The sequence below is a fragment of the Mesobacillus selenatarsenatis SF-1 genome (assembly GCF_000813125.1).
GTDB classification, from domain to species: Bacteria; Bacillota; Bacilli; order Bacillales; family Cytobacillaceae; genus Mesobacillus; species Mesobacillus selenatarsenatis.
The window spans coordinates 59,913-85,548 of sequence record NZ_BASE01000004.1; the positions used below are offsets into that span (position 1 = coordinate 59,913).

Below are 25,636 nucleotides of genomic sequence, written 5' to 3' on the forward strand. Positions count from 1 at the left end.
GTTTTTCTCTACAGTTTGTACAATCCCATTTTATATGAACTTCCTGCAAAATGCATTCTTTCAGGAAAACTATTTTAATAAAGAGTTTTGGAAAAGCGGGAACTAATTCGATAGGATGGATTCCATTCCTAATTTCGTTTCTATATGACCTTTTAAGGATCCACTCCTCATTTTGGGCTTATAGAATCTTTCTATGTGACCTTTTTGGATTCAACACCTCATTTGGGCTTATATAATTTTTTCTATGTGACCTTTTAGAATCCACAACTCAATTTTGGGTTTATAGAACTTTCCTATAGGACCTTTTAAGGATCCACTCCTCATTTTGGGCTTATAGAACTGTCCTATTTGCCCTTTTAAGGATCTACAGCCTATTTCAGGCTTATAGAATCTTCCTATGCCCCTTTTTAAAATCCACACTTCAATTCGGTCACATAGAACTTCCCTATGCGACTCTTTACCGACCAAGCCCTTCATACCAAAACCGAATAAATAAAAAAACGCTGGCAATCGATTGCACAGCGTTACAAACTTAAGATACATGTGAATGGATTCTACTCTCTAGCCCTCTGGTAGCTATCTCTTCTATTAGCATTTCAATAAAGGTTTCATCTAAATTCATTAGAGTAGCCTGTTGGTATGCTTCGATTAATTTTTCATCTGAGAGTTCCCATAGTAATGAAATTGTGACCACCCCTTCTGCATTTACTTTTCGTTTCCCTAATTATATCGAATATTATTAAGTTTTTGTAAATGTCTAGGGGATTTTCTATCGTATTTTTCCAACATATTCATACAGTTATCGACAAAAAACCACATCTGTCGATTCGACAAATGTGGTTTCTAAAGATTATCTTACCTCTACCCAGCCATTCTTGATCGCTACGACTACTGCCTGGGTACGATCGTTTACATTCATTTTTTGCAGGATGTTGCTTACGTGGTTTTTAACTGTCTTCTCACTAATGAACAGCGCCTCGCCAATTCCTCTGTTGCTCTTGCCATCTGCAAGGAGCTGGAGGACTTCGCATTCACGGCGTGTGAGCAGATGAAGCGGACGGCGAATTTCAACCGGTGATATGTACTTATCTGATCCGCCTTCATCCGCTGATAATCGACGGTATTCTTTTACCAAATTGTGCGTTACTCGAGGATGTAAGTATGATCCGCCGTCTGCCACGACTTTAACAGCTTCAACCAGTGCATCGGCATCCATTTCTTTTAATAGATAGCCTGTTGCTCCTGTTTTAAGAGCGTGCGTGACATAGTTTTCATCGTCGTGGATGGATAGGATAATGACTTTTGATTCAGGATACTTTTCGATCAATTCAGCTGTTGCTTCCACACCATTCGTGTTAGGCATATTGATATCCATTATTACGACGTCTGGCTGATGCTGATCTACTAGAGAGATGGCTTCACTGCCGTCGTCTCCTTCTGCAACCACTTCGAATGTTGATTCAAAATCAAGGATCCGTTTTACCCCTTCTCTGAAAAGTTGATGGTCGTCAATAATGACAATCTTTGTTGTCATAACATTCGCCTCCCTTACGGCTTCTATCTCTTTTTTATCTATCTATTTTTTATATTTTCTATAAATTCATTGGAATTTGGATGATGACCAACGTTCCCGTGCCAATTTTTGAATGAATCGTCAGTTCACCTTCCAGCAGCTCGACTCTTTCCCTAATTCCAAGCAGTCCAAATGATTCTGGTTTGCTTTCATTAATATCAAAGCCTTTGCCATCATCCTTTATGACAGCCATGATGTTGTCCCTCTTGATTTCCAGCTTGACTTGAACCGTCAAGGCGTCTGCATGCTTCAGCGCATTTTGTACCGACTCCTGGATGATCCGGAACAAGGCAACTTCATAGTTGGATGGCAGCCTTTTATCCTCTCCGATATTAGTAAACTGAATTCTAGTAGTCCTATGATACTCTTCGATTGTCTGCAAGTACTTTTTGAGGGTAGGGACCAGACCGAGATCGTCAAGAGCCATTGGCCTCAAATCATATATGATTCTTCGGACCTCATATAGAGCTGATCGGACCATCTTTTTCATGCTCTTGATTTCACTGATCGCTTCGGCAGCTCCTCGTTCCTTATAGACCCTTTCAATTAAATCAGAGCGCATCATGACGTTCGCCATCATCTGGGCTGGGCCATCGTGAATTTCACGGGACAGCCTTTTTCGCTCATCTTCCTGAGCTTCGATAATTTTCAGCCCGAAATCCTGCTTTTGCTTCGCAGTCTCAAGCGCTTCACCCATTTGCCGGATATCGCTCATCATATAGTTCATCACTACTGAAATTTGCGAAACAAGATGTTCGGCGCGTTCAATTGTTTCATTTAAGCCTACAAGCCTTCGCTCAAGGTCATCACGCTTTTCACGCAGCTGCTTTTCTGTCTGCCTGTTCAGTGTCAGATCCATCTGGAGCTTATGAGCCACTTCGTAAGCCTCGCGAACTTGGGCTTCAGAATAATCCTTAAAGTGCTTGCTTACCTCGGAAAGCCGCACCCTGGCTGCCCTTACCTGGGAATCCAGTTTGTCGCCATCATTGATGATTTGAGCGACCTTCCTCTTAATATCTTTTAATTCATCGGTGATAGACTCATAGTCCGTTCGGCATTGCTCACCTATTCGGAAGATTTCGTCTTTGCTGTTTCCAACGGTTTCGATCATTTTTTCTAAAATTAGATCGAGGGCTTTTGTGTCGAATTTTTTTATCGCCATGTAAAATTCCCCCACGGGCGGCACTAGAAATATTTTAACTTGAAAACTATCTCGTTACTAATTTCAACAAGAAAATGATGCCAATTTTGCTAAAAATCGATACAAAGTCTTAGAAGGCATTTCCTATTCTAAGCCTAATATCCTATAATTTTAGGAGATAAACTCCTTTTTTAAAATAAAAACATTTTTCCAACATATTTTTTACCTGTCAGACCACTAATCATTATAACATCCAAAGCTATTTACAGTATTAAAGTTATATTACAATCATGAGACATCATTGTTCCCCGATTGCCGTCAACTTATAATGAATTGTAGCACTAAGTACGAATGTCGAACATAAGAACGATGTCGAAGAATCCATAAATAGGGTTGGGAAATTTTTCGTCCGAGAGGAGAGTCAGAATTGTTACCGAGTTACTATACAGTCAAAGGATACGGCGAACATGAAATCGAGATCCAAAGGTCACGTTTCATTGCATATGTACAGAGAGCTGAAACTGAGGGAGAAGCTCAGGACTTCATTCAAACAATAAAAAAGAAACATTGGAATGCCAATCATAATTGTTCAGCATATATCATAGGAGAGCAAGACCAAATCCAAAAAGCAAATGACGATGGTGAACCGGGTGGCACAGCAGGTGTTCCGATCCTAGAGGTTTTAAAGAAAAAGCACCTCAAGGATACTGTCGTAGTCATCACTCGATACTTCGGGGGAATTAAACTGGGGGCCGGCGGTCTCATCAGGGCATACGGTAAGGCAACCACAGAGGGCTTAAAAGCAACGGGCATAGTCGAACGTAAACTAATGAAAATAATCCATACGACCATAGATTACAACTGGCTGGGAAAAATCGAAAGTGAATTAAGATCTTCAGAATATCAGATTAAAGACATTCATTATCTTGATAATGTAAAAATTGAAACGTATGTGGATGAAGCTAAGACAGATGACTTTACGCAGTGGATGGTGGACTTAACGAATGGACAGGCTTCCTTCCATTCCGGCAACAATTTATATCTTGAATCTGAATATACATCCTAAAGTTACTTAAAATGGAATTGCTCTATTTTCATTAAGGCGATATAATTGCTTATTGAGCATTTACTTATAATCTGGGAGGAAACAAGAGTATGGATCGCTCTACCCTAAAAAAGAGAAAAAAGAAACGAAGTATATTAAAGAAGATCGTCCTAATGTTTATTAGCATGTTAATCATAATTGGATCATATTTCGGATTTGTTGCTTATAAGGCTTATGATGCAGCCTCTTCATCCTTTAACCAGCTCGAGCGTGGCAGTAAATCAAAACTCAGGGCCAAAGAAATCACTGTAATGGAAGATCCCTTTTCCGTCCTGTTGATGGGAATTGAGACTTATTCCAGCGGAGGAAAAGGCGGTCGTGCAGATTCATTAATTGTAGCAACTATTAATCCCAGAACTAAATCTATTAAACTATTGAGCATTCCAAGGGATTCATTAGTAATGGTTCCAAACAAGGGATCAAATGATAAAATCAATCACTCCTATAACTATGGTGGAAAAGAATCTACAATCGAAACGGTTGAAACGCTGTTAAATATACCTATTGACTATTATGCGACGGTTAATTTCAAAGGTTTCAAACAAATTATTGACGAAATTGGCGGAGTAGATGTTAATGTTCCGTTTGATTTTTGGGAAAAAAGTGACGTAGGCGGTAAAAAGCTTTATTTCTATGAAGGCCCAATGCACCTTAACGGTGATGAAGCTCTTGCATATGCAAGAATGAGAAAACAGGATCCAAGAGGCGACTTTGGAAGAAACGACAGGCAGAAAGAAATCATTGAAGCATCTGTAAAGGAAATGGTTTCTGTGAAGAACCTTCTAAGTTTGGATGATATTGCCCAACATGTTGGCAATAACATTGAAACGAACTTGAAGATTTCTGAAGCATTAGGTGTTCAAAAAGCCTTTATTGGGTTCGATACATCTAACATTGAAAAATTGGCCTTAAAAGGAACAGACGCCTACTATGATAACGTTTATTATTTCGAACTAGATGAAATCGAGTTGGAAAATATTAAAGAGCAACTTCAAGGCCATCTTAACCATACTAATTAGTACAACTAAAGGGGGTCAAAATTTTGAAGGACCCAAATAATATTATTATTTATCGTGATTCGTTATTGCCAAGATCTGAAACATTTGTCATAAATCAAGCTTTGTCTCTGCAAAGTTTCAACCCCTATTTTTTAGGATATAAAAAAGTACAAGGAGGCATTGACCTCCCTGAGGAGAAAACATGTCTCTACAGTCAAAAAATATCTTCCAGAAACAATCCTGACGAAATACTATGGAAAAAGCTTGGAACAAATCCAAAATTCAACCGTTTTATCAGGGATGTCAATCCGGATTTGATTCATGCGCATTTCGGACCAGATGGCTTAATTGCCCAGCCTTATGCAAAGCGCCATAACAAACCGTTATTGGTTACCTTCCATGGTTATGACGTAACAGTTAAAGACGAATACCTTTTAAAACAGTCTTATAATATAAGGCAGTATGCGAAGAATCAGCACATGCTGAAAAATGATCCGAATGCTTCCTTTGTTGCTGTATCATCATTTATTAGAAAAAAACTTATAGATAAAGGTTTTCCCGAAGAGAGAATTTTTACGCATTATATCGGAGTAGATTTGCAAAAACTCCAAATTTCTCAAAGCGTTAAACGAGAAAATGCTGTATTGTTTGTAGGCAGGCTAATTGAAAATAAAGGCTGCGAATTTTTATTAGAGGCATTCAAAAAGATTTCAGCCCACTCCCCTGAAACAGAGTTGTGGATTGTAGGCGATGGCCCAGAAAAAAAGCAACTTGAAGAAAAGGCAAGAGCCATTTCCACAAAAATAACTTTTTTTGGTGTGAAACCTTATGAAGAAGTAATACGTCTAATGAATCGTGCAAAGATTTTTTCAGTACCTAGTGTCGAAATTGATACTGGCGCTTCAGAAGGTTTAGGGATGGTTTTTGTAGAGGCACATGCAATGGGACTCCCAGTTGTAAGCTTTAAAACCGGCGGGATTCCGGAAGCAGTGATCAATAACGAAACAGGCCTTTTAGTTAACCAACGAGACGTTAAAGGACTTGCTGATTCTTTATTAACTTTATTACAGAACCCGGCCCTCATCGAAAAAATGTCACTTAATGCTTTAGACCATGCAAGAAAAAACTTTGATATTGAAAGGCAGACACACAAATTAGAGGATATCTACAGATCAGTAATAAAACAAGATACGACAAAAAATTGATTGCTTTTTTCTATTGATTTGATATCCTAACAACAGATGCATGTCTTGAGGTGAATTTATGTATACAATAATTGATTATATTATTGCATTTGTCCTTTCTCTTGTTGTTTCAATTGCAATAACACCATTTACAATTAAATTTGCCAAGAAATTTGGCTTTGTAGATAAACCTGATTACAGGAAAGTCCATACAGAATTGATGCCCCGGATTGGTGGTTTATCAATTTTAATTGGCGCAACAGCTGGACTGCTTTATCTTAATAAATTGATTCCCCTGCTTTGGCCCGTTCTCCTCGGAGGCGCAGTGATAATAATTATTGGTATTTTTGACGATAAATATACATTATCTGCAAAAGTAAAATTTTTAGGCCAGATCGTTGCTGCATCAATTGTAGTCGCATTTGACTTTAATATCGATTTCATTACTCTTCCATTCATGGAAGAAAGGATTTACCTTGGTCCATTCAGTTATGTCATTGGCGTCTTCTGGATTGTGGCGATTACAAATGCAATCAATTTGATCGATGGCCTTGATGGACTCGCTTCTGGCGTTTCAGTTATAGCTATGACATCAATCATGTCACTGGCAGCCTTAAATGGTCACTTTATAGTTGTTTCCCTTACTGTCATTCTGATTGGAAGTACTATTGGCTTTATGTTCTTCAACTTCCATCCAGCAAAGATTTTCATGGGTGACACAGGTGCATTGTTCCTTGGTTATTGTATCTCGATTATTTCATTAATGGGGCTATATAAAAGCGTTACGATCTTTAGCTTGGTCGTTCCAATCATCATCCTTGCAGTCCCAATTTTCGATACGCTGTTCGCGATTATCAGACGAATACTCAATAAGCAAAAGATTTCAGCACCTGATAAATCCCATCTTCACCATCGCTTGATAACAATGGGATTTTCACATCGGGAAACTGTTTTAACAATATATGCAATTAGCGCCTTTTTCGGACTCGCAGCGATTATTTTCACAAGATCAACCTTATGGGGATCGATTGCTGTCATTACAGTGGTTTTAATCCTTATACAGGTGATAGCGGAACTGGTTGGGCTAATCGGAAGCCATAAGCCACTGTTAAATGCTTTTAAGAAAATGCGAGCTAATATGAACCAAAGCTATAAATAAAAATAGAACCCTGTATCCTTAATCAGATACAGGGTTCTATTTTTTTATGCCTTTCCAGCTTTCCGTTTTAATACCATACTCAACACTTTGTTGAAAAGATTTTTATCAAATTGTGCTGCCAGGAATACGTAAGAAAGGACCCCTATCAGGACTAAAGCAATCAGTAGTATCCAACTCGGCTGCAGTCCAATTTGAATTGATAATAACAACAGCAGGTAAACAATTACGGCCATCAAAATGGAGATAATTGAAGGTACCTTCAGTGAGCGGAAATAATCCCCTGCTTTTAGCTTCGTTACATAATGGAGGAGTTTTCTGCCCAATACGAAATTAATGAAACTCACCGCTACATAAGCGATTGCTACCGCTAATACGCCCTGGTTGACGACCATGTAGATGGCAAGGCCATTAATGATCGCTACACCCAAGTCCCACATAAAACCAAGGTCAGCTCTTCCTTTTGCCAACAATACCGACCCATTAGGATTCATCAGAACTCTTAGTAAGCCTAATACGGCTAAAATTTGAATAACTGGAACAGCATCAACCCACTTAGCTCCAAACACCACTGGGACAAGAATATCAGAAACGGCAATTAATCCGATTAATATTGGGAAAGTCACAAATGACAGCATTTTGGTCATTTGAATGAAACCCTGATTTATGACCTCGTCATTTTTCTGGTTTAATGAGAAGACCGGGAAAGCTACTTTTGTAATAACAGGATTAATTTTGGTCACTGGTATGACAATAAGCTGGTAGGCCAAGCTATATATACCAAGTGCTTCTGTCCCTAAAAATCTCCCGATAAGGATGTAATCGATATTAGAAGCAAAATAGTTAACTGAGCGTGACCCCATTTGGTACGCACCAAAGCTGATATATCCCTTTAAATCCTCTGTTTTAAACCTGAGAGCTGGTCTCCATGTTCTCCAACCATACATCATCAGAAGCAATGACTTTACCGAGTTAGTAATGATTTGTCCCCAAACCAATGACCAAACTCCATAGTCAAGAACCGCCAGGAGAACGGCAGAAGTACTGCCAAGTAAAACCGATACAATTTCAATTTTGGCTAGACTGTTAAACTTAAGTTCCTTTTGCATCAAAAATTGAAATTGCTGTCCTAATGGCGTGATCAAAAAGATAAAAGCTATATAAAATAAAAGATCTTTTAGTTTGGGCTCATTATAAAAATCAGCAATATAAGGGATTATGAGCAGTAATATTGCAAAGACTGCTATTCCCGCCAATATATTCAGCCAGTAAAGACTGGACAGGTGTTTTTTATTCAAATCCTGGCGATGGACTATGGCGCTGCTGATCCCCATATCTGTAAAAACCTGCGAAAAAACAATAACGACCATGATCATACCCATCAAACCAAAGTCTTCTTTAGATAATAGTCTCGCAAGCAAGGCAAATTGCATTAATTGGACGACTGTAACCACGATCGTAGATAGACCAGTCCATTTCATGCCACCCAAAAAGAGTTTTGTTACATTATTCATTGTCATTTACACCGTCCAATATGAAATTAACGACAGTTGTCTCCCATTCATCCCAGTAAAAAACAACAGAAAAGCCCCCTAAAACGGCATCCATTGTTTTAGAGGGGCAGCACCTATCGTGAAGTAGGTTTCCATGTTGCTTGCCTCTTGCCGGTCATAGCTCTCATTGTACCCAACAAGGCAGCATAGTTAACTAAACAGAAATAGTACGGAATATAGGTGATCTTGTGTTTTACCCAAATTCCTAGTACGGCCAATCCATAGAAAAGAAGCTGAGCAGCAAAGACCCATTTGTATAATTCATGTTCAAGTAAAAAAAGATTCATAATAAATACGGCAATCATGTAATAAGGCACTAGCCATCTCAGGAATTTATGGGACATATACTTATAAAAGAAATCAAAGTTTTTAAATGGATTAAGAACTTTTTTATAGGCCATTATTCCAGTAAAACTTCTGGTGACAATCCTGACTTTACGTCCGAATTCTTCTTTTTCTTTAGTCGATGTTTCTTCTTTTGTAATAGCATTTGGCTCATAGACGAATCTTTTCCCCTGGCTAATGATGATTAATGGATTTTGCATGTCATCCCCAACATTAGGATTCATCTCTTTAAATAATTCTCTCCTGATCGCATAGATGGAACCATTCGCGACAATGCTTGTCCCCGTTTGGGTTTCTAACGTTTTAAGGAGTTTTTCATATTTCCAATAAGCGCCTTCAGATTCCCCTATAGATGAATTTGTAGAGTTAAGAAGTTTTAGTTCACCGCATACTCCACCAATGGATGGCTCGCTAAAATGCTTTACCAGATACAGCAGCGCATCCTTTTCATACATTGAATTCGCATCCGAGAAGACTAATACATCCCCTTTTGCTAAAGGAACAGACTTATTAAGCGCCTCCGTCTTCCCTTTACGTCCCTTGACAACATTCAAGGTGATAAAAGGGTACTTCGTTGAGTATTCCTCGACAATTTCATTTGTCCTGTCTGATGAGTCATCAGATACGACAATAATCTCTAATAATTCCCTGGGATAGTTTAAACCCACTGCGTTTTGAAGTTTCTCCCCAATTACTTTCTCTTCATTATAGGCAGCAATAAAGAATGTAACTTTTGGCTTAAAAGTCTGGCCTTCGTTTGAAGGAACTTTTTTGAACGAAGAAATAATTTTAAGTAATACCGGGTACCCAAAATAAATATATACTATTAAAAAAATCAAAAACCAAAAAGCGACTTGCAATACCATCATTATCTTCTTCCTTTCAGTAAAAAAGGATGAAAACCTTGCCTGTCGACAAGGTTTATCATTACTAATATTATTTATTATCCATTGATCAATGGAATTTTATTATTCCCTGCCGTCAACTAACGGGCGACCAATAGAGGAATAATAATAACCTAATTCCTTCATTGTTTCAGGTTCAAACATATTCCGCCCGTCAATGATGATTGGCTGGTTAATTGTTTCTTTTAGTTGCACCAAATCCATCTCTTTGAATTCCGGCCAATCCGTTAAAATGACCACCGCATCAGCGTTATTAACTGCTTTTTGCAGGTTTTCCACTGCATTCAAACCAGGAATTACCTTTCGAGCATTTTCAGCAGCTACAGGATCAAATGCGAAAACATCTGCTCCCTTTTCCTGCAGCAATGGTACCAAATCAATAGATGGAGCATCTCTCATGTCATCTGTATTCGGTTTAAAGGCCAATCCCAGGACAGCAATTTTGCGGCCGGAGAGATCATTGTTAAATACAGCCTCTAGCTTATCAATGATTTTGAATCTCTGGTTCTGGTTGACTTCCTCTACATTGCGGACAATCTTGAAGTCATAGCCTGCTTTCCCTGCAATTTGAACAAGAGCACTTGTATCTTTAGGGAAACAAGAACCTCCATAACCGATTCCGGCTTGCAAGAACGCTTTCCCAATCCTGTTATCAAAACCCATTCCTTCGGCTACTTTAGTGACATCAGCTCCAACTAGTTCACAAACATTCGCTACTTCATTTATGAAGCTGATTTTAGTAGCCAAAAAGGCGTTAGATGCATATTTAATCATTTCTGCAGTCTCAACGTCTGTTAAAACAATATTTGTATTAAACGGTTTATGAAGCTCTGTCAGGACTTCGCCCGCCTTTTCGCTTTCAACACCAATGACCGCTCTTTCCATATTCATCGTATCGTAAATCGCGGATCCTTCACGCAAGAATTCAGGATTCGAAGCAATATCAAAGTTTGTGTGGCCCGAAACTGAAGCGATAATTTCTTTAACTCGCTTCCCGGTTCCAACAGGGACTGTACTCTTTGTCACAATCACTTTATAGCTATCCAGATGCTCACCGATAGACTTTGCAACAGCTTCTACATATTGCAAGTCTGCCTCCCCATTCTCTTTCGGCGGAGTACCAACGGCAATAAATACAACATCTGCATCTTTCAATCCTTCCGTCAAATCCGTCGAGAAGGAAAGTCGATTTTCATTTATATTCTTTAAAACAAGATCTGATAGACCTGGTTCATATATAGGTATAATCCCCTGTTTCAGCTTGTCAATTTTTTCCTGATCTAAATCGATACATGTAACTTTGTTACCAATATCACTAAAACAAACTCCCGATACCAATCCCACATAGCCTGTACCTACAACACATACATTCATGATGTTTCTCCTTTATTGTCACTTAATAATTTCTTTTAACCAATTCTTTAAAGGATCCTTCAAATCGTCCCTCATAAGGGCGAATTCTACTGTAGCTTGTACAAATCCATATTTATCGCCGATATCATATCTTCTGCCGCTAAATAAGTACCCATACATATCTTGCTTTTCTGTTAAAGCTTGAAGCGCATCAGTAAGCTGAATTTCATTTCCTCTGCCTGGTTCTGTATTTTCTAAGATATCCAATATCTCTGGTGTTAACACATATCGTCCCATAATAGCCAGGTTTGAAGGAGCTTCCTCCTTTGCAGGCTTTTCCACCAGGTTCCTGATTTTATATAAATCACCATCAGTTTCCTTGGAGATAGGATCAATAACACCATACTTAGAAATGTCATTCTCTTCAACCTCTTGTACACCAATGATGGAAGCATTTTTCTCTTCAAATTGATCTATAAGCTGTTTGAGGCATGGCGTCTCAGATACTACAATGTCATCACCCAACATAACAGCAAACGGGTCATTGCCGATGAACTTTCTTGCACACCAAATTGCATGCCCTAGTCCCATTGGTTCTTTTTGGCGGATATAATGGATATCTGCTAAGTTCGAGATTTGTTTAATCTTTTCGAGCTCTTCAAACTTGCCTTTAGCTGCAAGTGATTCTTCAAGTTCCATAGCTTTATCAAAATGATCTTCTATCGCTCTTTTTCCTCGACCTGTTACAATCAGAATATCTTCGATTCCTGAAGAAACGGCTTCTTCAATAATATATTGAATAGTAGGTGTGTCAACGATAGGAAGCATCTCTTTAGGCTGAGCTTTTGTGGCGGGTAAGAACCTTGTTCCCAGGCCAGCCGCAGGTATGATTGCTTTTTTAACTTTTACCATTTTTACACTCCTCAATTTACTTTTTTAACATGTGTATTATATCATAAGCACATAAAAAAAGCTTTTGGTATAACTATACTCTAGAATACCATAAATGTTATTCCTTAATAATCGACAAACTAAACATTTAACACAATTGAAAAAAATGAAAGAGACGAGGCAATACCCCGTCTCTCTCATCTTGTTATTTGGTAATCACTGAACCCGGATAATAATGGCCTAGTATTTCCTGGTATGGTTTTCCTAGTTCCGCCATTTTCTTGGCACCATACTGGCTCATGCCGACTCCATGACCGAATCCTTTACCATTTATAGCAAACTGTGTTGATGTTTCATTAACATTGTCAATATGATAGCTCTTAAATAAAGTTCCACCCATCATCGCCCTTAGGACTCCAATGCCTACATTGTCCTTCTTCATTACATGTACCTTAATGTCGCCAATTAATGCATTTTTAATTTCTTGTCTTGCTGTTTCAGAAATAGCCGCTTCACTGCCTAAATATACAACACTCGGTCTAATACCTAGGCTCTTAATCCACTTCTCCGCATCATATGACAATGAATCCTTTTCAGTCAAGATGACTGGTGCATTGGATTTTGATGCTAATACAGCACCAGGAAGAGCATCGATGAAAGTCTGACCTTGTGCGAAATAAAGGGTATTTGTATCAAATGAAAGTCTCTTGGCAATCTCAATACTTGTATGATAGCGTGATGGTCCTTCAATTCGGCTGACATCACCAATTCCCGATGACTTCAATTGATCTACAATTCCTGTTGAAACTGCACTCTCGCCACCAATGATCGTGACTTTATTTACTTGATGCTTTTTCAACGTATCTAACGTGCTTTGGAGGAGCTTGTCCTGTGCCGTAAGGATAATAGGAATTTGCTTGCTTGCTGCATAGGATGCAATAGACAAAGCATCAGGTGAATTTTCGTCACCACTTGTAATGAACACTTCTGAGAATGCTCCAATTTGATCTGCTATTTTCAAAGCAGTATGGTAACGAGAAGCCCCATTAATCCGCTCCACATTGTATCCCATTGTCTTCAGCTGATTCTCTGAAGAGCTATCGATTGCTGATTCTCCACCAAGCAGGTAAACAGTACTTGGCTGCAGCTCCTTAATTCGCTCTAGAACTACAGATGGAACTTCATCAGATTTTGTCAAAAGCAATGGAGAATTCAACTTTTTGGCAAGAACCGTTCCTGTAATGGCATCCACATGGATGTCACCTCTTCCCAGCACCACGGCAGAAGCAGTACTTGGCCATCCCTTTTCAGAAATATCAACACTAGTGTGATACCTTGAAGGCCCTCCAAGTGTTGTAGAATAATTATCAGGAAGGTTACCTGGCAAGTCTCGTACATAGTTACCACTTGAATCCTTCATAATATATTCTACATGCAGGGTACCTGTTGTCCTTTTTCCTGTTGTAGTGCCGCTATCCGCTAAAGTATAACCACTTCCTACACCAACTTTTGGAATGCCAGTAACCTTGATTTCAGTATTCGGATGATAGTTATTCCTTATATAGGATTTGATATAGTTAATATTCAGCAATTCATTGCCTTGTGCCTTTTCCCTCACCTGTCCCCACCACAATTGAGGCTGACTTAAATCCAGGCCTGATAGACTGATTTGCTCTTTATTTAATGTAATGTTCCATTCAATTTTAGGATCGTATGGGTCCGGCTTTGAAGGGAGGTATGGTAACTTTGCAGAACCCCAATAATTTGAATTGGATTCTGTATGTCCTCCATTGCTTGATGAATAAACAGCTGATATCAATCTGCCATTATGAGTGAGAACTTGCCCTGCAGTGTCGTTGACTGCTTGATTTGTCTTAGCATAATAAGAGCTGTTCCATGTATAGCCAGAATATGCTTGATACTTAACTGTATCATCAATTACTTGGGAGATTCTTGCCTTAATATATGTTCTAGCTGCTATAGCCTGTGCCTTTAATGCTTCAAGCGACCATGATGCAGGCATTTCAGCAGGAACAACGCCTTTCAAATAGTCTTCCATCGAAAGTTCGTTTACTGGCCGAACATAACTCCCTTCCTTAGTAAACCTCATAGTACCAAGGTAGTTTCTTCCATTTATATTGGCATAATGGGATTGCCCGTACTCTTTTGGAGTAATCGTTAATGGCATGTCCGAACTTTTCAATAGCTTTGAACCATGGTAGATTGCTATCTTTCCATTTTCATTTTTTACATAATATTGATTGCCAGAAGTTAGGGATGTTCCATCAAGCAAGTATTCCCCAGTTATTTTTAATGGAATACTAGTTTTGTTCCCTAAATAGTTTACTAGTTTAACTTTCACAATTGGTTCTGAATTGGCTAAAGTGCTTTTACCCGAAAACGTACTTGCAAGCAAAAAGACAGCTATAAGCAAAATCAATTGCTTGTATATTTGTTTCATTTATATATTCCCCCGTAAATGTTTTTCACATGACCAGATCAACAGTCGACTTATAGCCACCTTCTCCAGTAACCTCAACTTCTTCCCTTACCATTCCATGTTCAGGTGCGTAATAACGTGTTTTGATTGTTTCTGCCCCAACTACTTCTTCCGTCACTAGCTTAATAGCATAGACACTTTGAAGAACTTGATTTCCAATCTTGACCGTAGTGTCTCTTGCTACTAACTCCCAGTCACTATCGCTACCCAGCAATACCTCTGGGCCCACTTCTGACTCAAATGTGTCAAGGATACTAGCATTATGATCATCCAGACTAGTATTCTGGTAGACCAAAGCAACCTTATCCTTGGTCCAGAGATAAACCTCTGTAGTAACAGAAGATCCGAGAGTAACTTTCATTTGCAGGTACTGGTCATTTTGGTCAACCACTTCTTCTGTAAAAAGAACTGCACCTTTTTCCACAAACTCCCTTACTTCTCCTGTGCTAGGCCTATACTTCACATAACCACTATCCTCGGTTAATTCATCACCATTTTCTTCTTTATTACTATCGGCATTTTTGTCTTCATCTTTAGACGCTTCATCATTTTGTTCAGCATCATTCTCTTCAGATACTTGATCAAGTTCTTCTGATTTTTCATCATCTTGTACCGGCTTGCTTTCGTCATTGGAACAAGCGAAAAGCAATGAAATTATTAGAAAGAAAGGAATTAGTAATCTCTTAAACATAAGCTTCCTCCATAGATGAAAGACTCGGTAAAACCGAGTCTTTATTTAACTTTATTAGTCACTTCCGTAACGGCATCCTTGCTTAGAGTTCCACCGATGACCAATACTTCTTTAATTGATTGGTTTTCACCATGCTCAAGCAAGAAGGATTCGAGATTAACCTTTACTGATCCATTGATTAGGATCAGTGGAGCAGGATTGTTCACAGCAAGAGGTGCAGCTGCAAGAGCATCAGGGAAGTTCTCACCTGTCGTCAGCAGCACAGTTTCAGACTCAAGCTTGTCGCCAAACGCCCACAGTACTTTAGCCAATGTATCGTAACGATTAGAACCAGCAAGACGGACTAAATTGCTAGTCTTCTCTTTAATCTTAGCTTCTACTGCAGAACCAACGACTTTGTCTCCTCCAACAATCCTTACTGGTTTTCCTGCCATTAAATTAACTGACACATCTGACACTTTATCCAAATCGGTCAGAACAATGCCCCAATTTTGTGATGCAGCAATCGGCGCGACTGCTAATGCATCTGCGTACTGCTTGCCTGATGCAACAAAATAGCCATTTACATTCCCAAGTTTGGCGAGGATCTTCCTGTTGGTATCATAACGGTTGCTTCCATTGATTCTATCAACCTGAATACCAAGTCCTTTGATTTGATTTTCAACAACAGTATCTATCGCGGCTGGACCACCAATGATGACAACCTTGGATGCTTTTAAACGTTTTAACTCTGTCTTTACACTTTCAACAAGAACATCAGCTTCTGACAGTATGATTGGTGCTTTACCATACAATCCGGATAGCGGACCAGCAGATAGTGCATCTGCAGGATCAACACCTGTTGTAAGAAGGACAGTCTTTTCTGCCTTATCTGCCGCAAATCCATTAGGGTATATTTTCTTAGAAATTTCAATTGATGTTTGAATTCTTCCAGATCCGGCTATATATGTAGGAGATGCAGATCGTTCTACTTTAACAGCATCTGATTTAGACCAGATAACCTCTCCAGTGTCATTGCGGACAATATAGCTATTTTCCAGCTCGTTTGCTTTTGTAACTGCTTGGTTGTAGTCAAACAACTCTTCCTTCACAGTTTCACTTTGTTTGACAGCATACTTTTTCGTTAGGTAGTTGGACCAAACAGTCCATCTGTTGTACTTATCATAAATTCTTGTTTCTCCATTATTGCTGGCAAATTTAATTGCTTCATCAATAGAGTAGAATTCTTTTAGATAGCCATTTTCTTTGTGAACGACGATAAATTTACCATTTTCAAAAACAAACTTTTGTTGAGTTTTGTCAAAAACTTTCGCTAACTTTGTTTGCTTTGATACATAGTTTTTAGCTTCTTCTAATGTTGTAAAAGTAGCAAGTCGCTTATTATTTTCATCGAACACTTCAAAAACCTTATAGTAATTAACGACACCTTCTGCAATTGCTTTAGCAGCTGCCCACTGATAACTGCTTGTTTTGATTCTGCTTTCTTCTTCCCTGTTCGTCATAAAACCTAGCTCAAGTAATACGGCTGGCATTTTTGCATTTCTAATCACATAAAAGCTTTGATTGTTCCGAACACCTCTGTCAAGAGTTCCTAAGCTAGGAATTAGCTTAGAGTGTATGTTAGTAGCAAGACGTTTGTTGTCCGGCAGGTATTTAATCTGAAGTGGGTCATGTGGGTATTCAGACTGGTAGTGATTCACTCCATCATAATAATATGTTTCGACTCCTTTAACGTAGGGATCTCGTGGGTGTGCATTATGATGAACGGAAATTAAAACCGTGTTATCATTATTATTCGTTGCAAAGCCATTGGCTACCTGAGTTCTTTTATCCAGGTCTCCGCCATCCCCACTTAAATATGTCGAAAAGTGTCTGTCATCGGAGCGCGTCATTTTCACTGTGATTCCACGGCTCTCCAATAAAGACTTCAACTTTAATGCCACGTTAAGATTATTAGTTTCTTCACAGATCCCTGTACTACTTCCAGTAAGTCCACAAGTACCAGAAAATCTCCCTCCGTGTCCCGGGTCAATTACTACTACCTTCTCCGCACCAGCGAAAGAAGGTGCTGCAAATAGAAAAATCCCTATTAATGCAGCCATAAATCCATACAGTTTGATCCTCATTGTTGCCCTCCCTAGAATATTGTCAATTTTTCTGTATCTGTGTAGTATTATAGCAATCTATGTAGCTATAAAAAATAAGAAAATTGGAAAATAGTCCAAATTAGGTGTTGGTACTTTTATCCAATAGGTAAAATCGAGTGCAAATAATTTGACATTGTCGATTTAGATTTTTTACAAAAAAAGGTTAAAGCTAGATTAGCTTTAACCTTTCAATTCTATTAAAACACTCTTTTTGCACCGAGGTATCTAGGTTTGAAGTAAACATTGTCCATACTTGTGATCGTTACTCCGTAGGAACTACTTGCATGAATGAAAGAATTATTCCCGATATAAATTCCAGCATGGGAAGGTCCAGGCTGATAGGTTTCAAAAAAGACAATATCCCCTACTTGTGGTTTGTCCACTTTTATACCGCTATTCCATATATCCGCAGTAGTCCGAGGAAGATTGATACCATGTGCGTCATATACATAATTCAGATATCCACTGCAATCAAACCCCTGAGTAGTTGTTCCACCCCAGACATATTTGGTGCCTTGTAAGGATTTTGCAGTTTCTATTATTTTGTCCACATTTAAATTCAATTTACTAAGCGCGGCATCAGATACCACACCTGCTCCTCCAATAACCGTAAGCCTTTCGACATTTTTCTTTTGTATCAGGTCATACGCTGAAGAAGATAAATTAGAAGAACGCGTCAGAATCATTGGCCGATTATATTTAGCTGCCAACACAGATCCTGTCAAAGCATCCGCAAAGCTTTCGCCTGTTGCCATGAAGGACTTTTCCAAAGTTGGTTCAAATAAAGATTCAACAATTTTTGCAGCAGTATCATATCGATCGGACCCGGAAATTCTTTCTGGATTAGGCAAATCTCCAAGGACGTTATCATTTACTACCGCACTTCCGCCAATGACCAGCGTATCCTTAAAGTTTCCTATTACTTCTTTAGTTTCCTGTGGCAAATTATCTTTATTCGTTAACAAAATCGGGATTTGATTATTTGCTGCATAGGAAGCAATCGCAAGACTATCAGGAAAAGAATACCCATTTGCTATAACAGCCTTTCCATTGCCAACTTCCTTAGCAATTTGAGCAGCTGTTTCGAAGCGATTTTTCCCCGCATAACGGATGACTGAAAGTCCAAGAGCATCAAGTTCTGTCTCAACCTTGGAAGAAATGACCTGTGATCCACCAAGTAAGATTGCCTTCTTAGCGTTTAATCGCCCAATTTCTTTTTTTACACTGACAGGCAAGTAATTTTTATCCGTCAGCAACATCGGAGCGTTTAACTTATGTGCAAGCGGAACTCCTGCAAGAGCGTCCGGAAAGTTATTTCCTACAGCAAAAATTACTGTCTCTGCTCCATCCGGCCAGCCTTTCTGTGATATATGTATAGAAGTTTCATATCTATTTTGTCCATAAATCCTATCTATTTCAACAGCATGTCCACGGTCAGTATCCAAAAACACAAATCCTAGTGTAACAAGAAAGGTCAAAAACCCTAATTGCAAGCCCTTACGCATAAAATTTAAAGTCATTAATGGGACTCCCTTCGATGTTCCTTTCGTCCATTCTATCATTTATCTCTATTCTACAATTTTACAAAAATATTACATTTGCGACATTAAACCTCTTTTTATTTGTTAATTATTAGCAAAATATTATAAAACATTTCATTAAATGTAAAATGGTAGTATAATTGCCAAGGAAATTCAGTCGAAAGGTGAAACATAAGCTATGAAAAAAATATCGCTAATTCTGTTACTTTTGCCATTGTTATTCACTTCGTATTCACATAATAATAGATTTGCTTCGGCCGAGGAGTTCCTAGTTCCCGATCCAAATTTAAGATTGACTCTAGCTGGAATAAATGAACGCAACCCTGATATTACAGCCGATTGGATGGGTACGCTGACAGACCTCGATGCCAGCTGGATGGGGGTCTCCAATATCGCTGGGCTTGAAAATCTGTTAACGGCCACTGAACTATATCTCTCAGATAATTTCATAACGGACCTTGCCCCTATTAGCAATCTCAATCAGATAGAAATTCTAGATTTATCCCGGAATTCCATACAGGATTTAAGATCACTGGGCAACTTGAAGAATATCCAAGATTTAAGACTTAATCAAAATCAAATAAATGATATTTCACCTCTTCAAAGCATGAAGTTTAATTGTAATTCGTGCAACCTTAACTTGAGCAAGAATAAAATACAAAGCATTTTTTCTCTAATGAATATAGAAATTACAGAAATAAACAACAGTTTCTCTGTGGATATTAGCAATAATCTAGTAAACTCCCTAAATGGTCTCGAATCTATTAGTAAATTGTCGACACTTGAGGCTGCTAATAACACAATTGGAAACCTTGCACCTTTATCAGAACTCACGAATTTAAGAAAGTTGAACATTAACAATAATAAGGTTTCTAGCCTTTCATCACTTGCACAGTTAGACCAGTTAACTGATATAGAAGCCAGCAATAATTTGATTTCATCTCTGAAGGGATTAAACCTGAACCAAGAGGATGTTCATTATTTAAACTTGATGAACAATAGAATTATCGATATTAACGCGCTATCTAATGTAACCGCAGGATACATAGACTTAAGCAATAATAAGATTACAGATATAAGGGCATTAAGGAATATACAGCACGGATCAGTAAATCTGAAGGGAAATCCACTGTTCCCGGATGCCCTCGATACTATTAAACTACTGGAATCTCGAGGAGTTGAAGTTCAGTACGATGAGATTTCATACCTTACGTTTGATGAAAATAGAATAGCAGGAACTACCAGATATCATACAGCAGTCGAAATTTCCCGTTCAGGATGGTCCCAGGCTAATACGGTGTTTATCGCTAAAGGCGATTCCTTTCCGGATGCATTAGCAGGTGTACCACTTGCGTACCAAATGGGGTCGCCTATTCTTTTAACCGAGAAAGAAAAGTTAACTCCAATTACAAAAGAAGAGATTGTAAGGCTGGGGGCAAAAAAAGTAGTGATCCTCGGAGGATCTGGGGCAATCTCTCCTCAGGTGGAGCAATCGCTCAAAAAAGTGGTTGAAAGTGTCGAACGTATAGCCGGTAACAGCCGTTTTGAAACGGCATATAAGATTTCCGAAAAGCTTACAGGCAATCCTGAAAAAGCAATCATAGCATTCGCACATAACTTTCCAGATGCGTTATCAATCGCATCCTATGCAGCTCAAAAAGGCTACCCAATTCTGCTGACAGAAAAGGACAGTCTGCCCTTCTATACTAAAAAAGGATTAGAGGGGAAAACAGAGGCTTTAGTGATTGGCGGAGAATCCGTTATCGGAAAGAATGTGTTTTCTGAGCTAAACAGGTACAACCCTGTCCGAATTGGCGGGAATAACCGTTTCGATACCGCAGCAAAAATCGTCTCCAAGCTAAAATTGAATACAGAAAATGTATATGTTGCAAATGGATTTGGGTTTGCTGATGCATTAACAGGTTCAGTGCTCGCGGCCAAGCAAGGTTCGCCTCTGCTGTTAGTAGGGCCGGATAAAGTTCCGGCTGAAACCGGGAAGACTTTTGAAACCTATCCGATCAATAACTTCACAGTGTTCGGTGGTAGTGCCGTGGTTAATGATTCTGTTATCTATAATCTAAATGAGTACTTAAAATAAATGAGGTAGTTAAAATGTTACTTAAAAATAAGCTAATGATTGTTATTGTGTTGCTGCTCTGTTTCTTACCAAACCATGCAGCACTCGCTGAAGAAATAAATGAGAGTAAAACTGTTATCTTCTATGTCTCTCACCAGGATGATGAGCTTCTGACAATGGGGAGCTCAATCGTTCACTATGTACAGAGAGGCTATGATGTCCACCTTGTTCTCTTAACAGACGGGGCGTCGTCAAAAGCAATTAACACTGTTAACAAACGGTTGAATGAAGAAGCATTTTCACCATTAACGGTAAATGATTTTTCACGGGCTCGTTTTCGTGAATTTGTAGAGTCCGCTAAAGCTTTGGGCATTAAACGAAGAAATATGCATTTTGAATATATGCGTGATGGAGCCACCAATGCAGGAGAAATCGAAAAAGTCATTCGCCGCTTCAAGGCCGAATTCCCAGCCGCCGAGCATACAGCCTTTAGCTATCATGACGACCATATTGACCACCGGAATTCAGGTCTTGCTCTACTGAATTTGTATAACCTCGGTATGCTGAGCGAGACAAAGTTCTATATACAAAATGTTGAACGCCATTTGTGGCCAGGTGAATATGAGGATTATCATTCAAGCTATGATACCTTTATAGAAAGAGCCATTCTCGCTTATTCTTTATGGGACCCTGCTTATAAAAGGTACGCTATTGGCAATACATCTGTAAGCTATGATTTCAAAAAACTGCTAGAAGATCCTAGAGGTAAGTACCACTATCCCAACCAGTAAAATATTAAAACACCCGGTTAATTAACAGGTTCTTTTATGTTGATTGGCCGGGTGTTTTCGTTATAGTTATTTATAATTAGAAACTCAGGAATCATCATTAAAAATTGTTACGTTAATTTCTCTTTACAAATTACTTAAAAACGAATCATAAACAATAAGTATGTTATAATACTTTTTGTTTCAAATTAAGATATCTAGGTATTTAATTAAAATAAAAAACAGGGTGATTTTTAATGATAAGTGTAATTGTTCCCACTTTAGGGACACGCCAAATCGAACTCATACGACTTTTCGATAGTCTGGAAAATCAATCAAATGGTGATTTTGAGGTTATTCTTGTGTCTCAGGACAACGAAGAGAAAATAAAGAATCTCCTTTCTAACTATAATTTCTCACATAAACATATTCACATTAATAAAAAAGGCCTATCACATGCACGAAATGTGGGCTTGAATTATATTTCCGGCGATATCGTCACTTTTTCAGACGATGATTGTTGGTATTTGAATGACAGTTTTGAAAAAGTGCATTCTTATTTAAAAAATTCCAGTGCAGGAATTATTTGTTTTCAAATGTTTGATCCTGATAAAAATGAGTATCTAAAGAATTACCCTGATGAAGTCCAGCCCACAGTTTCCAAAAGAGGACTGTGGTCCAAATCATCAATTGAAATTTTCATTGATTTAAAAAAGGTAAAGAAAGAACATCTTCGTTTTGATGAGGAGTTCGGCCTTGGCGCGAAGTATCCGTCAGGAGAGGAAAACATTCTCTTGTTTGATTTATATTCTTTAGGGTATCAAATTGCTTATGAACCAGAATTGATTGTATATCACGAGAAGAAAGATATCGTTACAAGATTGAATACAAAAACGGTTCTGGGTAAGGGACCTATGTTTAAACGAATGTATAATACTCCTGTATCCCTGGCACTAATTACATTGTTCTTTTTCAAAAAGTACAACTTAATCCAAGGGGAAAATAAGGCCAAGCTTTTAATATCATCATTAAATAAAACGATTCGTTATAATAAAAATTAATTAAATTACAAAATCAAAACAGTATGAACTGTATATTATAAAAATTAATTTAATAGGGAGAATAACATGCAGACTAATGAGTTAACAAAAAAACATAAATTGATTTTCCTTGTTTTGATTGCTTTACTGATGTTTAAACCGGCACCAGGCATATTATTCGGTTCTTTTTCAGTCAAGATCATTCCAATCATAATCTTATTAATCAGTTTCGTCGTTTTGCTCATCATGACAAAAGACTGGTTCTTGAAAAATCCAAAAAACCTCTATTATTTAGATAAAAAACCAGATTATGTAACAATCTTTCTATCACTAGGAGCCCTTTCACTCATTATTTCCACTGTGTATGGAATTATAGCATTACCGAAGGCGGGGCTGGGTGACTTTATTGAACTATATCGATATGCCTTTTATATTTCATTTTATTTAATCGCAAGAGAAGTCAGAGTTCCATCAATTAAACAACTTATCTTTCCGATTTTCCTTTTTATCTTAGCGATTGAGATATTCGGTATCCTGCAATTCTTTAATATCTTTAATATTAATAATCATATCGGTTTATTGTATACACAAAGTGAAAGCTTATATAAGATGATTGACCATCAGCATAGGGTGACAAGTACATTCCAGAATCCGAATATGTATGGATCTTTCCTGATCATTGTTGTCGCATTAGTTCTTTCATATATGACAATTTACAAAACGAATCCGATTATTGGATATGGCTTTATTACTTTAAGCTTGCTAAGTGTATTCTTCACTACTTCTAGAACAGCTGTCATTATTACAGCCGGAGTTATTGTCTACTGGCTACTGTTGAGACTCGTTTTAAGAAAAGGTACTTTTATCAAGTCCCTATCTCAAGGTCTAATCGTACTTGGCATCTTTGCAATGCTTGCACTCGTAGTCATCCCTAAAGTTCCATACCTTGACTATGCTGCAGATCAAATCATTTCCGGACTTTCCGCAAATGCTCCAAGTGAAGGTGGAGAAGATTCAGAAGGCGAAGATGGTGACAACGCTAATTCCGAAGACGATGAGCGACTTAAGAGAAGTGTTGAATCGGTGAGTTCTTTTAAAAACAGATATTACTATTGGAATTTAAACCTTGAGAAGTTCAAGGAGTCCCCTATCATTGGCTCAGGTCCAATGAAAGAAGGATTTGTCCGTTTTGCAGATAATTCATATCTTTATACTCTAGCGAGATATGGTATTTTAGGCCTTTTAGTTTTAGCCGGCTTGTACCTATACATTTATGCAAGGACTTTTTACTCCATCGTTAAAGGAAATAAGTCAAAACAATTTCTTGGGTTGGCTATTAACCTTACAATCGTCGGTTATGCAGTAATGGGCATGGTTGCTGAGGTTTGGTACAATCTACAATCAATCACCATTTTGTTTATCATTATCGGGCTAATGTTCAATAAATTTATTAGCGATGAGGAAGAAAGTATATGAAAATAATCTATCTTTCCTGGTTTTCATCAGGAGAAGGTTCACAAGTACACGCAAGTGAATTTATAGAAGCAATGGAACAGCTTGGACATGAAGTCATCCCTGTTGAATTGTCATTGCGCAAGCAAAATCAAGCCTCCAATATCCAGCGGACAAAGGAGCTTCAACAAAAGAGCAATAAGCTCAAACTAATCTTAAGGGAAGCAAGGTCAGTTGCAATGAACATCCCGAGGGTATTACGACTGATCAAGCTTATTAAGGAACACAAACCCGATTGTGTTATTAACCGGTATTCCCCTTATGATCTATCAGCCATTATAGCTGGTAAACTAATGAATGTTCCTGTGATTTATGAGGTGAATGCTTCTGTTGTATTTGAAAGAGATCTTGAGAAGCGTTTCTATATTAAAGGTTTATTGAATTGGTTTGAAAAGAAAGTGTTCAAAAGTTCTGATGCTGTGACTGTCGTATCTAATGAACTGAAAAGATACTTTGCGGAAAATAGTTATGATGTATCCAAAACTATTGTTGTCCCAAATGGTGTTGATATTGATAAATTCAGTCTGGATGCTCCTGCTCCTGATTTTCTAGTCCCGCTAAAGCAAAAATGGGACAAAGACGTGGTCATTGGCTTCCTGGGAAGTTTGAAATCATGGCACGGAGTTGAAAGAGGAATCGATATCCTTCCTGATTTGCTCAAAGTAATGCCGAATCTCCGCTTTCTGATAATAGGGGATGGCAATGAGCGAGAGCGACTCGAGAAAAAGATAAATGAGCTATCACTTACTGAATATGTTGAAATAACGGGATTTCTTGACCATAAAGAGATTCCAGGTGCTCTTAACCTTATGGATATTGCAATTGCACCATATAAGGATATTGAGTTCTTCCACTTCTCTCCACTTAAAATCTTTGAATATATGGCAATGGGTAAGCCGGTAGTAGCTCCTGCCCTCGGTCAATGCAAGGAGTTAATTGAAACAGGCTACAACGGAATACTCCTAGAAGAGAACACGAACGAGCACCTATCTGAAGCAATTAAAAAGATTGCTGATAATGATGAGCTTCGTGCCCAGATGGCCTTCAACGCAAGGGATTTTATTGAAAAGCACTACACCTGGAAAGCAAATGCCAAAAAGTATGAAACAGCTATCCTTGAAATAAAAAGTGAAAAAAGGAAATAGAAGAAACCCTTG

General features: G+C 38.3%; 20 protein-coding genes. 9 read left to right on the forward strand and 11 right to left on the reverse strand.

Going from position 1 to position 25,636, the window contains the following annotated elements:
- Positions 1-532 precede the first annotated feature (532 nt).
- From sda to TY49_RS00615, 3 genes are all read right to left on the reverse strand, one after another.
- Positions 533-694 carry a sporulation histidine kinase inhibitor Sda gene (sda, locus tag TY49_RS25530; RefSeq protein WP_084135330.1) on the reverse strand — a complete coding sequence of 54 codons (162 nt, stop codon included), beginning with the start codon at positions 692-694 and terminating at the stop codon, positions 533-535.
- Positions 695-850: 156 nt separating this feature from the next.
- The gene (locus TY49_RS00610) at positions 851-1,534 is read right to left on the reverse strand and encodes a response regulator (protein ID WP_041963962.1); all 684 of its coding nucleotides are present in this window, start codon (positions 1,532-1,534) and stop codon (positions 851-853) included.
- 58 nt (positions 1,535-1,592) lie between these two features.
- Positions 1,593-2,735: a sensor histidine kinase gene (locus TY49_RS00615; protein WP_041963963.1), complete on the reverse strand. Its 1,143-nt coding sequence runs from the start codon at positions 2,733-2,735 to the stop codon at positions 1,593-1,595.
- A gap of 406 nt (positions 2,736-3,141) precedes the next feature.
- Between TY49_RS00615 and TY49_RS00620 the strand changes: the two genes are divergently transcribed.
- The 4 genes from TY49_RS00620 (at position 3,142) to TY49_RS00635 (ending at position 7,160) form a co-directional block, all read left to right on the forward strand.
- The gene (locus TY49_RS00620) at positions 3,142-3,780 is read left to right on the forward strand and encodes a YigZ family protein (RefSeq protein ID WP_041963964.1); all 639 of its coding nucleotides are present in this window, start codon (positions 3,142-3,144) and stop codon (positions 3,778-3,780) included.
- Between the two features lie 89 nt (positions 3,781-3,869).
- The gene (locus TY49_RS00625) at positions 3,870-4,838 is read left to right on the forward strand and encodes an LCP family protein (RefSeq protein WP_041963965.1); all 969 of its coding nucleotides are present in this window, start codon (positions 3,870-3,872) and stop codon (positions 4,836-4,838) included.
- A gap of 23 nt (positions 4,839-4,861) precedes the next feature.
- Entirely contained in the window at positions 4,862-6,022 is a 1,161-nt protein-coding gene (locus TY49_RS00630) for a glycosyltransferase (RefSeq protein WP_052442019.1), read from the forward strand.
- Between the two features lie 58 nt (positions 6,023-6,080).
- Positions 6,081-7,160: a glycosyltransferase family 4 protein gene (locus TY49_RS00635; RefSeq protein ID WP_232310333.1), complete on the forward strand. Its 1,080-nt coding sequence runs from the start codon at positions 6,081-6,083 to the stop codon at positions 7,158-7,160.
- A gap of 44 nt (positions 7,161-7,204) precedes the next feature.
- Here TY49_RS00635 and tuaB read toward each other — a convergent pair whose 3' ends face one another.
- The 8 genes from tuaB to TY49_RS00675 form a co-directional block, all read right to left on the reverse strand.
- Positions 7,205-8,671: a teichuronic acid biosynthesis protein TuaB gene (tuaB, locus tag TY49_RS00640; protein WP_041963993.1), complete on the reverse strand. Its 1,467-nt coding sequence runs from the start codon at positions 8,669-8,671 to the stop codon at positions 7,205-7,207.
- Positions 8,672-8,784: 113 nt separating this feature from the next.
- Positions 8,785-9,924 (reverse strand): glycosyltransferase family 2 protein, encoded by a 1,140-nt coding sequence (locus TY49_RS00645; RefSeq protein WP_052442021.1) that lies wholly within the window; start codon positions 9,922-9,924, stop codon positions 8,785-8,787.
- A 99-nt stretch (positions 9,925-10,023) separates the two neighbouring features.
- Positions 10,024-11,334 carry a UDP-glucose dehydrogenase family protein gene (locus tag TY49_RS00650; protein WP_041963967.1) on the reverse strand — a complete coding sequence of 437 codons (1,311 nt, stop codon included), beginning with the start codon at positions 11,332-11,334 and terminating at the stop codon, positions 10,024-10,026.
- Positions 11,335-11,352: 18 nt separating this feature from the next.
- Positions 11,353-12,225, reverse strand: a complete 873-nt coding sequence (gene galU / locus TY49_RS00655) for a UTP--glucose-1-phosphate uridylyltransferase GalU (RefSeq protein ID WP_041963968.1) — start codon at positions 12,223-12,225, stop codon at positions 11,353-11,355.
- A 184-nt stretch (positions 12,226-12,409) separates the two neighbouring features.
- Positions 12,410-14,665, reverse strand: coding sequence for a SpoIID/LytB domain-containing protein (locus tag TY49_RS00660; protein ID WP_041963969.1), 2,256 nt, complete (start codon positions 14,663-14,665; stop codon positions 12,410-12,412).
- 25 nt (positions 14,666-14,690) lie between these two features.
- A complete protein-coding gene (locus TY49_RS00665; RefSeq protein ID WP_041963970.1) occupies positions 14,691-15,395 on the reverse strand; it encodes a hypothetical protein in 705 nt (234 codons plus the stop codon).
- A gap of 41 nt (positions 15,396-15,436) precedes the next feature.
- Positions 15,437-17,521 (reverse strand): N-acetylmuramoyl-L-alanine amidase, encoded by a 2,085-nt coding sequence (locus TY49_RS00670; RefSeq protein ID WP_041963971.1) that lies wholly within the window; start codon positions 17,519-17,521, stop codon positions 15,437-15,439.
- 218 nt (positions 17,522-17,739) lie between these two features.
- Positions 17,740-19,062 carry a cell wall-binding repeat-containing protein gene (locus TY49_RS00675; RefSeq protein ID WP_052442022.1) on the reverse strand — a complete coding sequence of 441 codons (1,323 nt, stop codon included), beginning with the start codon at positions 19,060-19,062 and terminating at the stop codon, positions 17,740-17,742.
- Positions 19,063-19,261: 199 nt separating this feature from the next.
- Here TY49_RS00675 and TY49_RS23705 point away from each other — a divergent pair, with 199 nt between their 5' ends.
- From TY49_RS23705 to TY49_RS00700, 5 genes are all read left to right on the forward strand, one after another.
- On the forward strand, positions 19,262-21,181 hold the full coding sequence (locus TY49_RS23705) for a cell wall-binding repeat-containing protein (protein WP_052442023.1): 1,920 nt from the start codon (positions 19,262-19,264) through the stop codon (positions 21,179-21,181).
- Positions 21,182-21,195: 14 nt separating this feature from the next.
- Complete coding sequence (locus TY49_RS00685; RefSeq protein WP_041963972.1) at positions 21,196-21,951, forward strand: PIG-L family deacetylase; 756 nt, start codon at positions 21,196-21,198, stop codon at positions 21,949-21,951.
- 233 nt (positions 21,952-22,184) lie between these two features.
- Positions 22,185-22,988: a glycosyltransferase family A protein gene (locus tag TY49_RS00690; protein WP_041963973.1), complete on the forward strand. Its 804-nt coding sequence runs from the start codon at positions 22,185-22,187 to the stop codon at positions 22,986-22,988.
- A 66-nt stretch (positions 22,989-23,054) separates the two neighbouring features.
- Positions 23,055-24,443, forward strand: coding sequence for an O-antigen ligase family protein (locus TY49_RS00695; RefSeq protein ID WP_041963974.1), 1,389 nt, complete (start codon positions 23,055-23,057; stop codon positions 24,441-24,443).
- Entirely contained in the window at positions 24,440-25,624 is a 1,185-nt protein-coding gene (locus TY49_RS00700) for a glycosyltransferase family 4 protein (protein WP_041963975.1), read from the forward strand. The genes TY49_RS00695 and TY49_RS00700 overlap by 4 nt, the downstream gene beginning before the upstream one ends.
- The last annotated feature ends 12 nt before the right edge of the window (positions 25,625-25,636 follow it).

Excerpts from the sequence above, each read along its gene's own strand:
- TY49_RS00610 (WP_041963962.1), bottom strand. The coding sequence starts at position 1,534 with ATGACAACAAAGATTGTCATTATTGACGACCATCAACTTTTCAGAGAA.
- TY49_RS00615 (WP_041963963.1), bottom strand. The coding sequence starts at position 2,735 with ATGGCGATAAAAAAATTCGACACAAAAGCCCTCGATCTAATTTTAGAA.
- TY49_RS00625 (WP_041963965.1), top strand. The coding sequence starts at position 3,870 with ATGGATCGCTCTACCCTAAAAAAGAGAAAAAAGAAACGAAGTATATTA.
- TY49_RS00635 (WP_232310333.1), top strand. The coding sequence starts at position 6,081 with ATGTATACAATAATTGATTATATTATTGCATTTGTCCTTTCTCTTGTT.
- tuaB (WP_041963993.1), bottom strand. The coding sequence starts at position 8,671 with ATGAATAATGTAACAAAACTCTTTTTGGGTGGCATGAAATGGACTGGT.
- TY49_RS00645 (WP_052442021.1), bottom strand. The coding sequence starts at position 9,924 with ATGATGGTATTGCAAGTCGCTTTTTGGTTTTTGATTTTTTTAATAGTA.
- TY49_RS00650 (WP_041963967.1), bottom strand. The coding sequence starts at position 11,334 with ATGAATGTATGTGTTGTAGGTACAGGCTATGTGGGATTGGTATCGGGA.
- galU (WP_041963968.1), bottom strand. The coding sequence starts at position 12,225 with ATGGTAAAAGTTAAAAAAGCAATCATACCTGCGGCTGGCCTGGGAACA.
- TY49_RS00660 (WP_041963969.1), bottom strand. The coding sequence starts at position 14,665 with ATGAAACAAATATACAAGCAATTGATTTTGCTTATAGCTGTCTTTTTG.
- TY49_RS00665 (WP_041963970.1), bottom strand. The coding sequence starts at position 15,395 with ATGTTTAAGAGATTACTAATTCCTTTCTTTCTAATAATTTCATTGCTT.
- TY49_RS00670 (WP_041963971.1), bottom strand. The coding sequence starts at position 17,521 with ATGAGGATCAAACTGTATGGATTTATGGCTGCATTAATAGGGATTTTT.
- TY49_RS00675 (WP_052442022.1), bottom strand. The coding sequence starts at position 19,062 with ATGACTTTAAATTTTATGCGTAAGGGCTTGCAATTAGGGTTTTTGACC.
- TY49_RS23705 (WP_052442023.1), top strand. The coding sequence starts at position 19,262 with ATGAAAAAAATATCGCTAATTCTGTTACTTTTGCCATTGTTATTCACT.
- TY49_RS00685 (WP_041963972.1), top strand. The coding sequence starts at position 21,196 with ATGTTACTTAAAAATAAGCTAATGATTGTTATTGTGTTGCTGCTCTGT.
- TY49_RS00690 (WP_041963973.1), top strand. The coding sequence starts at position 22,185 with ATGATAAGTGTAATTGTTCCCACTTTAGGGACACGCCAAATCGAACTC.
- TY49_RS00695 (WP_041963974.1), top strand. The coding sequence starts at position 23,055 with ATGCAGACTAATGAGTTAACAAAAAAACATAAATTGATTTTCCTTGTT.
- TY49_RS00700 (WP_041963975.1), top strand. The coding sequence starts at position 24,440 with ATGAAAATAATCTATCTTTCCTGGTTTTCATCAGGAGAAGGTTCACAA.